Origin of the sequence: Subtercola sp. Z020 (genome assembly GCF_002931235.1) — a bacterium.
GTDB lineage: Bacteria > Actinomycetota > Actinomycetes > Actinomycetales > Microbacteriaceae > Subtercola.
On sequence record NZ_PSTT01000116.1, the window covers coordinates 1 to 11,542 of the forward strand.

Below are 11,542 nucleotides of genomic sequence, written 5' to 3' on the forward strand. Positions count from 1 at the left end.
GCGCGTCAGCGCCGGGCGCGGGGGCGGGGCGGGCGCGTCAGCGCCAGCCGGGGCGCACGAGGCCGGCCTCGTAGGCCGCCACCACGAGCTGGGCGCGGTCGCGCGCGGCGAGCTTCGTCATCGTGCGCGAGACGTGCGTCTTCACCGTCAGCGGGCTGAGGAACAGGTGCAGCGCGATCTCGGCGTTCGTCAGCCCGGCGCCGACCAGCGCCAGCACCTCGCGCTCCCGGTCGGTCAGCACGTCGAGCGCGGGCGCGCGGGCACCGTCGGCGAGCCCCGCGGCCACCCGCTCGAGCAGACGCCGCGTCACGCTCGGCGAGAGCAGGGCATCCCCGCCCGCGACCACCCGCACGGCGCGGATCAGCTCGACCGGCTCCGTGTCCTTCACGAGGAACCCGCTCGCGCCGGCCCGGATCGCCCGCCCGACGTACTCGTCGAGCTCGAACGTCGTGACGATCACGATGTGCACGCCCGTCAGGCGCGGGTCGGCCACGAGCTGCTCGGTCGCCCAGAGGCCGTCGCCGTCGGGCATCCGGATGTCCATCAGCACCACATCGGGCCGCACCCGCCGCACGAGCTCGACCACCTCGGCACCGGTGCCGGCCTCCCCCACGACCTCGATGTCAGGCTCGTTCGAGAGCAGGGCACCGAACCCGGCGCGGATCAGCTGCTGGTCGTCGGCGATCACCACCCGGATCACGGATGCGGCGTCGCCCGGCGGGCCGACCGCGCCGCCACCGGTCACGGGCGCGACCGGCGCGCCACCCGGGGAATCGTCGCCACCACCGCGAAACCGCCGGTCGAGAGCGGGCCCGCCTCGAGCCGGCCGCCGAGCAGGTCGGCCCGCTCCTTCATTCCGAGCAGGCCGCGGCCTCCGGATGCCCGGGAGTCCGCCGCACGGTGCGGCGCCCCACCGCGGCCGTTGTCGCTCACGCGCAGCACGTAGTCGTCGCCGCGCTGCTCGAGCACGACCCGCGCCTCGCTCGCGCCGGAGTGCCGCGTCACGTTCGTGAGGCTCTCCTGGGCGATGCGGAAGAGGGCGAGTTGGATGCCCGGCGGCGGCAGAGCGGGCAGCCGGTTCTCGAGCTCCACGTGCAGGTCGCTCGTGCTGACCGACGCGATGAGCGCCGGCAGCCGGGACAGGTCGGCCTGCGGGGCGAGCGGCGCCGAGGATTCGGCCTGGCCGGCTGCGGCCGAGGAGCCCGGGTACGCCGCCTCCGAGGAGAGCGTCGCGGCCGCGGCCGGCGAGGGCGGGGCGACCGCAGCCGCGTCGTCCGCCGAGTCACCCGCGTACCCCACCTCCCCCGGGATCGTGGAGTAGTCGAAGAGGGTGGGTGCATCATCCAGAGCCGTACTGCCCACCGTCGAGCCCTCCGACCGCAGAAAGCCGAGAACCCCCCGAACCTCGTCGAGGGCCGTCTTGCTGGTCGCCCGGATGTTCGACAATGCCTCGCGGGCCTTCTCGGGGTGGGCCTCGATCAGGTGCAGCCCCATTCCCGCCTGCACGTTGATCTGCGAGAGCGAGTGCGCGAGCACGTCGTGCAACTCGCGCGCGATGCGCTCCCGCTCGGCCTGCGCCGCCTCCTCTCGGCGCCGGCGTGCGGCCGCCTGGAACTGGGCGACCCGGTGCGACCGGGTGCGGATCGCTTCACCGACCAGCACCACGAGCAGAACGCCGAGCGACGTCGCGATGATGCGGAACGGATGCCAGTCGATCCCGAGCAGAATGGCCCCGACCAGGGTGACCACCCAGCCGACGGCGACGGAGCCGATGGCCCAGTTGCGGGCGCTCCGCACCATGGCGGAGACGATCGCGAAGGCCAGGGCGAGGTAGGGCGCACCTGAACCGGGGGTGAAGAGCAGGTCGGCGCAGGCGGCCGCGGCGGCGACCGCGACCACCGGCCCGGGAAAGCGCCGGGCGCCGATGAGGGCGAGCGGGCCGACGAGGGCCAGCAGAATGACGAACAGCCCCTCGACGGTGCGCCCGCCGCGGTTGAAGGCCACGAAGGCGGGAAGGACCTGCACGAGGAACGCGACGACGACAGGCACCCAGAGGGTGACGGCACGCGGCGGCCCCCAGCGCACGGGCGGGCCGGCCTGTCGGAGGCTCTGCGCCCAGGGCGGCGATGCGGCGGCCCAGGCTGCAGGATGCTCGGGCTCCTGTGGCGGGGCGAAGGGCCAGCGCCCGATGCTGGCGTGCAGGCGGGGGTGGTCGGCTCGGCCGGCGCGCTCCCGCCCGGCGGCGGCACCACCGCTGCCCGAACCGCGGCCATTCGCTGACCCGGAGTCGCGGGCCGACGCCGCGCCCGCCCCACGGCCCGTGCCTGCTCCGGTGCCGCCCCGCGAGCCTGCCGCGCGGCCGCCCGGGGCGAACCGACGGTGGCGGCGTGCGCGGTCAGGGGAGGTCATGACACCGATCGTAGCGAGAGCGGAGGCCCCCGGCATCCGGCAGCCGGATGCTGCGTGCTACTCCCCCGGGAGGTGCACCAGTCCCAGCGGCGGCTGGCCCCGCGCAACCGGTCACGAGCATCCGCCTAGCCAAAGAGGTTGACCGGGTTCACGATGTCGGCGTAGACCAGCAGCGCGCTCAGCCCACCGAGGAAGATGACGACCACGAACGTCAGCGGCATCAGCTTCGCCGTGTCGACCGGGCCGGGGTTCGGGCGGCGGAACAGCTTCGCGAGCTGCCGGCGGAGGCCCTCCCAGAGGGCTCCGATGATGTGGCCGCCGTCGAGCGGCATGAGCGGCACGAGGTTGATCACGAACAGGCCGATGTTGACGGAGCCCAGCAGGCCGATCAGCGTCGCCACCTTGCTGGCGAGCGGGATGTCGATGGTCGCGATCTCGCCGGCCACGCGGCCGACCCCGACGACACTGATGGGGCCGTTGACGTCGCGCTCCCCACCACCGAATGCGGCGTTCGCGACGCCCACGATGCGCGCAGGGAGGTTGATGATCGTGTTGGCGACACCGGCGACGTTCTCGCCGACGAACGGCAGCACCGCGGTCACCGGCTGCGGCTGCAGCTCGGTCGCATAGCCGATGCCGACGAAACCGACGTCTTCGGTCACCGCCGCACCGTTCGCATCCGTCTTCACGACCGACCGGCCGTTCACCGTCTCGGTGACGGCCCGCTCGGTGAGCAGCGGGGTGACGCTGAGTGTCTGGTCGGCGCCCGCGCGCTCGACGACGACCGAGAGGGCGGTGCCGGGCGACTGGCGGATGATCGAGGTCGCCTGGTCCCAGCTCGAGATCGCCGTTCCGTCGATCGAGACGATGCGGTCGCCGGGCTGGATGCCGGCGCTCGCGCCGGGTGAGACGGGGTCGCTGGCCTCGCAGGTGGTGCTCGTGCTGCCGGCGGGCTGCACGCAGGCGCTGACGCTGCCTATGGTGGTGCTGGGGGCGGCGATGCCGAACCCGCAGAGCACGATGCCGAAGAACAGCACGCCGAGCAGGAGGTTCATGAACGGGCCGCTGAGCATGATGATCACGCGCTTGTAGATCGGCAGGCGGTAGAACGAGCGCGCATCCTCGTCGCCGATGGTCTCGAGGCTGGCCTTGCGGGCATCCTGCACCAGCGTCTGGAAGAAGCCGGTCGTCGCCCGGCGAGCCGTGCCGCCCTCCTTCTGCGGCGGGAACATGCCGATCATCGAGATGTAGCCACCGAACGGGATCAGCTTCAGCCCGTACTCGGTCTCACCGCGGCGCCTCGAGAACACGGTGGGGCCGAAGCCGACCATGTACTGGGTGACCTTGACGCCGAACAGCTTGGCGGGAACGAGGTGCCCGATCTCGTGCAGCGCGATCGAGGTCGCGAGGCCGAGCGCGACGATGACGACGCCGATGATGTAGAGGAGCACGTTATCCACCTGCACACAGTAGCCGCCCGGTGCGGCGCCGCGCTGGGCAGTCGCTGAACGCGGCTTGTGAATCCGCCCGCGGCCCGCCCAGCCGGGCAGCGTGCGGGCGGCGGTCAGGCGCGGGCGATGAGGCGGTCGGCCTCGCGGCGTGCCCAGAGCTCGGCGTCGAAGAGCGCCTCGCGCGTCAGGGCGCCGTCGGCGGGCTCGTGCGCCTGCAGCACCTCTTCGATCGTGGAGACGATGCCGAGGAACCCGATCCGCCCCTCATGGAACGCCGCCACCGCCTGCTCGTTTGCCGCATTGAAGACGGCGGGCGCGGTTCCGCCGGCCCTGCCGACCTGCTTCGCCAGCTCGACCGCCGGGAAGGCCTCGTCGTCGAGGGGCTCGAACGTCCACGAGTGGGCGCTCGACCAGTCGAGCGGAACACCGACCCCGGCGACCCGGTGCGGCCAGTCGAGACCGAGCGAGATCGGCAGGCGCATGTCGGGCGGCGAGGCCTGCGCGAGCGTCGATCCGTCGATGAATTCGACCATCGAGTGGATGACGGACTGCGGGTGCACGGTCACCGCGATGCGCGAATACGGCACGTCGAACAGCAGATGCGCCTCGATGACTTCGAGCCCCTTGTTCACCAGCGTCGCCGAGTTCGTCGTGACCACGAGCCCCATGTCCCAGGTGGGATGCGCGAGGGCCTCGCGCGGGGTCACGTCGACGAGCGACGCGCGCGAGCGCCCACGGAACGGTCCGCCCGAAGCGGTCAGCACGAGCCGGTCGACCTCGTCGGCGGTGCCCGACCGGAGCGCCTGCGCGATCGCCGAGTGCTCGGAGTCGACCGGCACGAGCTGGCCGGGCGCCGCACTGCCCTTCACGAGCTCGCCGCCGACGATCAGGCTCTCCTTGTTCGCGAGCGCGAGCGTGCAACCGGTCTCGAGTGCGGCGAGTGTCGGGCCGAGCCCGACGGATCCCGTGATGCCGTTCAGCACGACGTCGGCCTCGACGCCCCGCACGAGCTGCTCGGCCTCGTCGGCCCCGAGCGCGGTGTCGGCCACGCCGAATTCGTCGGCCTGGGCATCCATCGCCGCCCTGTTCGTGCCGGCGGCCAGCCCGACGACGTCGAACCGGTCGGGGTTCGCCCTGATCACGTCGAGGGCCTGAACGCCGATGGAGCCGGTGGAACCGAGGATGATGACGCGTCTCATGCCTGCCATCCTCGCAGGTCTCGCAGGGATGACCGGCGGCAACCCTACTCCGCGCCGCCGCCCGTGGGGGTCTCGCTCGTCGTCGGTGCGGGCGCAGGGCCGACGTCGGTCACATCGGCGACGAACACCAGAACGTCGGCCGGTGCCACGCCGAGGGCCGCATTGCCGTCGGAGCCGTACGCATCGCCCGGTGGCACGACCACGACGACCCGCGAGCCGACCGCCGCACAGGCGACCGCCTTCACGAGCCCGGGCAGGAACTGCGACTCGTCGACGATGATCGGCAGCGGCTGGCCGCCGGCGTCGAGGGTACTGAACAGCTGCGCGCCGGTGTTCGCGTTGTAGAGGGTGAAGTCGACGGTGGCCTGCGAACCCGAGGTCGCGACCGTACCGGTTCCGCTGATCACGACCGAGCGCTCGGTGATGTCGGTGGAGAGCGGCGGGATGAAGGTGGTGGTCGGTGCCGTGTCGAAGTCCCCGCTCACCTGCACAGAGTCGGACGCAGGACCGGGAGCGGTGAACATGCAGTCGGGGCTCGCGCTCGGGGCCGGCGACGAGGAGCCGCTGCATCCGGCGAGCGCCAGCACCAGGGCGAGCCCGGCGGCAGCGGAGGCGGTCAGAACGGCTGGAGTGCGCATGCCCCAGTTTTACACGGCGAACGCCGCCGCCCCTGACAACCCGGCGTGAGCGCGCCGGTTCACCTGCGGTTAACCCGGCGCCCCTAAACTGGCAGCCCCTCTCGGGGGTCAGACGAAGGGGAGGGAACACGGATGCCCGGCACCGAACCCGCTGAGAACGCATCCGTGGGCGGAACCGGCGACGGGGCGCAGCCGCATCAGGCGGCGCAGCAGCACTCGCAGCCGGCGCAGCACGCGGCGCAGCCGACGCGAGCGCAGCCACAGCCGCAGCCGCAGGGCATCCTCCACGCCGGCCCGGAGCCCGAACCGCGAACCCTCGTCGACATCCTGCGGGCGACGGCCGTCGCGAACCCGCAGGCCTCCGCCCTGGCCGACGCGGCGGGCACCCTCAGCTACCGCGAGCTGGTGCGGGAGGTGAACCGCTCTGCTGCGCGCCTGGTGGAGGCCGGCGTGCGCCGTGGTGACCGCGTGGGCATCCGCATTCCGTCGGGCACCCGCACGCTCTACATCTCCATTCTCGCGACGCTGGTCGCTGGGGCGGCCTATGTACCGGTCGACGCCGACGACCCCGACGAGCGCGCCGACCTGGTGTTCGGCGAGGCGCAGGTGGTGGGCGTGATCGGTGCCGAGGGCGAGCTGGTGCTGCGCGCGGGTGCCGCGCAGGTTCCGGATGCCGCGGGCACCGCCCGGCAGGCTCCGGATGCCGCGGGCACCGCCGCAGAGCGCGAGCACGCCACCCCGCCCGGCGTCGAGCATGTCAAGGGCGCCGCCGAGCATCCGGAACCCGCCCCCTTCGCGGCGACCGGCACACCCACCGGCACCCTCCCCGTCGTCGGCGCGCCCACGCCCGACCTCGACGCCTGGATCATCTTCACCTCGGGCTCGACAGGCACCCCCAAGGGCGTCGCCGTCAGCCACCGCTCCGCCGCCGCGTTCGTCGACGCCGAGGCGCGCCTCTTTCTGCAGCACGATCCGATCGGGCCGGGCGACCGGGTGCTCGCCGGGCTCTCTGTGGCCTTCGATGCCTCCTGCGAGGAGATGTGGTTGGCCTGGCGGCACGGTGCGTGCCTGGTTCCGGCGCCCCGCTCCCTGGTGCGCTCGGGCGTCGACCTCGGACCCTGGCTGATCGCCCACGGCATCACCATCGTCTCGACCGTGCCGACGCTCGCCGCGCTCTGGCCGCCGGAGTCGCTCGAACTCGTGCGCCTGCTCATCTTCGGCGGCGAATCGTGCCCGCCCGAACTCGTCGCGCGCCTTGCCGTCGACGGCCGAGAAGTGTGGAACACCTACGGCCCGACCGAGGCGACCGTGGTCGCGTGCGGCGCCCTGCTCGACGGGGTCGGCCCCGTTCGCATCGGGCTGCCGCTCGACGGCTGGCTCTTGGCCGTGGTCGACGACAACGGGCATCCGGTCGGTGAGGGCGAGACCGGCGAACTCATCATCGGCGGGGTCGGGCTCGCGCGTTACCTCGACCCGGCGAAGGATGCCGAGAAGTATGCGCCGATGCCGACGCTCGGCTGGGAGCGCGCGTACCGCAGCGGCGACCTCGTGGTCTTCGACCGTGCGGGCCTGCTGTTCCAGGGCCGGGCCGACGACCAGGTGAAGCTCGGCGGCCGGCGTATCGAGCTCGGCGAGGTGGAGGCGGCCCTGCAGGCGCTGCCGGGCGTCGCGGGGGCGGCGGCCGTCGTGCAGCGCACCGCGGCGGGCAACCAGATCCTCGTGGGGTACCTCGCGCCGGAGCAGCCGGGGGCCGCGGGCCGGCCGGGCGCCGCCTTCGACACCGTCGCCGCGACCGCCCTGCTGCGGGAGACCCTGCCGGCCGCGCTCATCCCGCTGCTCGCCGTCGTCGACGCCCTCCCGACCCGCACCTCGGGCAAGGTCGACAAAGCGGCCCTGCCCTGGCCGCTCGAGAGCGCCTTCGGCGGCCTGAGTGACACCGCGCACTGGATCGCCGGGCACTTCACCGCCATTCTCGGCGCCCCCGTCACCGGCCCCGACGACGACTTCTTCGCGTTCGGCGGGGGCAGCCTCTCGGCCGCGCAACTGGTCTCGGTCATCCGTGAGCGCTTTCCCGAGACGACGGTCGCCGACATCTACGACCACCCCCGCATCGGTGCGCTGGCCGCCGAACTGGATGCCCGCTCCCCCGTCACGACCACCCGGCGCGCCCCGGTCAGGCCCACGCCCGCCACGACGCAGCTCGCCCAGACGCTGCTCGGCATCCCGCTCTACGTGCTGGTCGGCCTGCGCTGGCTCGTCTACGTGCTCGCGGCCAACAACATCCTGAGCGCCTTCGGCGTCTTCCCGTGGGCGCCCACCATCTCGTGGTGGTACATCCTGGCGGGCTTCGCCGTGCTGATCACGCCGTTCGGGCGCATGGCGATCTCGGTGCTGGCCGCGCGGGCGCTGCTGGCCGGGGTGGAACCGGGCGACCATCCGCGCGGGGGCAGCGTGCACCTGCGCCTGTGGCTGGCCGAGCAGATCGCCCAGCTCGTGGGCGCCACGAACCTGGCGGGCGCCCCGTGGATCATCACCTACGCCCGGGCCCTCGGCGCGAAGATCGGGCCGGGAGTCGACCTGCACACCCTGCCGCCGATCACGGGAATGCTGAAGATCGGCGCGCGGGCCTCGGTCGAGCCCGAGGTCGACCTCTCGGGGTACTGGATCGACGGCGACGTGCTGCACCTCGGCGCCGTGCAGATCGGGGCGGATGCGGCCGTCGGCGCGCGCAGCACGCTGCTGCCGGGCACCCGCGTCGGGCGGCGGGCCGAGATCGCGCCCGGCTCCGCCGTCTCCGGCCGGGTTCCCGCGGGGCAGCTCTGGGCCGGCTCCCCGGCGGAGCGGCGCGGCAAGGCGCGACCCGACTGGCCAGAGGGGCGGCCGCCGCGGAATGCGCGCTGGCTGGTCGCCTTCGGGCTCGGCTCGGTCGCGCTCTCGCTGCTTCCGGTGCTGTCTGTGCTCGCCGGGGCGTGGGTGGTGAGCCTGTTCCTCGGGCTGCAGTTCGGCGACGTGCCGGCCGCTGCCGCGAGTGGCACAGCAGCCGTCGGCGCCGCAGCCGTCACCACCGCCGCCGCGGCATCCGGAGCCCTGCCGTCGTCGCTGCCGACGCTCGGCGACGCCGCACTGCGGGTGCTGGCCGCCGTGCCGCTCGCCACCCTCGCTGCCGGCGTCGTCTACGCCGGTCTCACCGTGATCGCGACGAGACTGCTCGGCATCGGCATCCGGCCCGGTTCCTACCCCGTTCGCAGCCGCGTCGGCTGGCAGGTCTGGGCGACCGAGCGCCTCCTCGACGCGGCCCGCACCATCCTGTTCCCGTTCTACGCAAGCCTCTTCACGCCCGTCTGGCTCAGGATGCTCGGGGCCACCGTGGGGAAGAACGTCGAAGCCTCGACGGTGCTGCTCCTGCCCCGCATGACGACCATCGCCGACCAGGCCTTTCTCGCCGACGACACCATGGTCGCCTCCTACGAACTCGGCGGTGGCTGGCTGCGCATCGACGAAGCGAAGATCGGCAAGCGCGCGTTCCTCGGGAACAGCGGCATGACCGGCCCCGGGCGCTCCGTGCCCCGCAACGGCCTCGTGGCCGTGCTCAGCGCCACCCCGAAGAAGGCCAAGAGCGGGTCGTCGTGGCTCGGCAACCCGCCCGTGCGCCTCCGCCGCCAGGTCACCGAGTTCGACGAGGGCCGCACCTTCCACCCGTCTGGCTGGCTGAAGCTCGCCCGGGCGCTCTGGGAGATCTGCCGCATCGTGCCGGTGATGATCAGCGTCGCGATCGGGCTCGGTATCGCGGTCGTTCTCGAGCTGCTGCTCGGCACACTCGGCCTCGGCTACACCGTCGTGCTCTCGGGCGCCGTGCTGCTGGCGGGTGGCGCCGTGGCCGCCCTGGTCACGACGGTGGCGAAGTGGGCGCTGGTCGGGCGGATCGGGTTGGGCGAACATCCCCTCTGGTCGTCGTTCGTCTGGCGGAACGAAGTGTCGGATACCTTTGTGGAGATGGTTGCCGCACCCTGGTTCGCGAACGCCGCCTCCGGCACACCCGCTCTGGTATGGTGGCTGCGGTCGATCGGTGCGCGCATCGGTCGCGGCGCGTGGATCGAGACGTACTGGCTGCCCGAGGCCGACCTCATCACCCTCGGAGCCGGCTCGACGGTGAACCGCGGGGTCGTGGTGCAGACCCACCTCTTCCACGACCGGGTGATGAGCCTCGACAGCGTGTCGCTCGACGACGGGGCGACGATCGGGCCGCACGGCGTCATTCTGCCGGCCGCGTCGATCGGCAGCGACGCGACCGTGGGGCCGGCATCACTGGTGATGCGCGGTGAACACGTGCCCGCCGGGTCGCGCTGGGCCGGGAACCCGATCGCGCCGTGGGCTGCTGCGGCTGCCGCTTCGGTTCCGGATGCCGCGGGCGCCGTTCGCCCGAAGACCGACGACGGCACGGGCCTCCGCCTCGAAACCGCACCCGAGGCCGGTCTCTCGACGGTGGGCGGCTGATGGCGCGCCCCACCTCGACCGCGCTGGCGGCGGCCGGGGCCCGCTCGCTCGGCGACCCCTACCTCCCGACGAGCGGCAACGGCGGCTACACCGTGCTGCACTACGACATCGACGGCGACTACCGAGTGGCGAGCAACAGGCTGGTCGCCACCGCCACCATCACGGCCGTGGCGACGCAGCGGCTCTCGAGCTTCAGCCTCGACTTCGCCGGGCTCGTCGCGAGCAAGGTCACGGTCGACGGGCAGCGCTCGGCGAACCTGACGCAGACCGCCCGCAAGCTCGTGATCACTCCGGCGACCGCCCTGAACCGCGGCACCGAGTTCACGGTGACAGTCAAGTACAGCGGCCAGCCACGACCGGTGCGCAGCCCCTGGGGCGAGGTCGGCTGGGAGGAGCTCACCGACGGCGTGATCGTCGCCAGCCAGCCGAGCGGGGCGCCCTCGTGGTTCCCGTGCAACGATCATCCCTCGAACAAGGCCACGTACACGATCGCGTTCTCGGCCGAGACACCGTACCGGCTGCTCTGCAACGGGAGTCTGGTGAAGATGTCGCAGCGGGCATCCAGAACCCGCTGGGAATTCCGTTCGGCCGTGCCGATGGCGACCTACCTGGCGACCGTGCAGATCGGGCTCTACGAGACCTTGCACGTGTCGCAGGAGGGCGTGCCCCAGGTCGTGCTGCTGCCCGAAGACCTGCGGCCGAACGCCCTCGCCGACTTCGAGCCCCAGCCCCGCATGATGGCGCTGTTCGAGCGGCTGTTCGGGCCGTACCCGTTCGACGACTACACAGTCGTCGTGACCGACGACGAGCTCGAGATTCCGCTCGAAGCACAGGGGCTCTCGATCTTCGGCCGAAACCACGTCGACGGGGTGGGCGGGTCGGAGCGGCTCATCGCGCACGAGCTCGCACACCAGTGGTTCGGCAACTCCCTGACCCTCGGGAGCTGGAAGGACATCTGGCTGCACGAGGGGTTCGCCTGCTACGCGGAGTGGCTGTGGTCGGAGGAGAGCGGCGGGCCGACGGCCGAGGCCTGCGCGACGACCGCGTGGACGCGGCTGAACCGCCTGCCGAAAGACCTGATGATCGGCGACCCCGGTGCGGCCCGCATGTTCGACGACCGGGTCTACAAGCGCGGGGCCCTCGCGCTGCACGCGCTGCGGCGCACGCTCGGCGACGACCGGTTCTTCGGGGTGCTGAGGGAGTGGGCGGCGGAACACCGGCACGGCACGGTCTCGACGCCGGAGTTCATCGCGCTGGCCGGCCGGTTCGCGGCCGAGCCGCTCGGCGGCCTGTTCGCCGCCTGGCTCGACCAGCAGGCGCTGCCGAAGCTCCCCCGCCGCGCCCCCCGCTG

Annotated in this window: 7 protein-coding genes; 2 read left to right on the plus strand and 5 right to left on the minus strand. The window is 72.7% G+C overall.

Going from position 1 to position 11,542, the window contains the following annotated elements; all coding sequences use genetic code 11:
• Positions 1–37 precede the first annotated feature (37 nt).
• The 5 genes from C5B96_RS14935 to C5B96_RS14960 form a co-directional block, all read right to left on the minus strand.
• A complete protein-coding gene (locus tag C5B96_RS14935) occupies positions 38–700 on the minus strand; it encodes a response regulator transcription factor (RefSeq protein WP_104246160.1) in 663 nt (220 codons plus the stop codon).
• Positions 701–741: 41 nt separating this feature from the next.
• Entirely contained in the window at positions 742–2,409 is a 1,668-nt protein-coding gene (locus tag C5B96_RS17650; protein WP_199176675.1) for a sensor histidine kinase, read from the minus strand.
• A gap of 125 nt (positions 2,410–2,534) precedes the next feature.
• Positions 2,535–3,869: an RIP metalloprotease gene (locus C5B96_RS14950; protein ID WP_199176676.1), complete on the minus strand. Its 1,335-nt coding sequence runs from the start codon at positions 3,867–3,869 to the stop codon at positions 2,535–2,537.
• Positions 3,870–3,973: 104 nt separating this feature from the next.
• Complete coding sequence (locus C5B96_RS14955) at positions 3,974–5,059, minus strand: 1-deoxy-D-xylulose-5-phosphate reductoisomerase (protein WP_104246156.1); 1,086 nt, start codon at positions 5,057–5,059, stop codon at positions 3,974–3,976.
• Between the two features lie 44 nt (positions 5,060–5,103).
• Positions 5,104–5,697 carry an FKBP-type peptidyl-prolyl cis-trans isomerase gene (locus tag C5B96_RS14960; protein WP_104246157.1) on the minus strand — a complete coding sequence of 198 codons (594 nt, stop codon included), beginning with the start codon at positions 5,695–5,697 and terminating at the stop codon, positions 5,104–5,106.
• Between the two features lie 132 nt (positions 5,698–5,829).
• Here C5B96_RS14960 and C5B96_RS14965 point away from each other — a divergent pair, with 132 nt between their 5' ends.
• Together C5B96_RS14965 and C5B96_RS14970 are read left to right on the plus strand one after the other, a co-directional pair.
• A complete protein-coding gene (locus tag C5B96_RS14965) occupies positions 5,830–10,191 on the plus strand; it encodes a Pls/PosA family non-ribosomal peptide synthetase (protein WP_104246158.1) in 4,362 nt (1,453 codons plus the stop codon).
• The coding region (locus C5B96_RS14970; RefSeq protein ID WP_104246159.1) for a M1 family metallopeptidase at positions 10,191–11,542 on the plus strand (1,352 nt) is incomplete at its 3' end. The genes C5B96_RS14965 and C5B96_RS14970, both read left to right, overlap by 1 nt.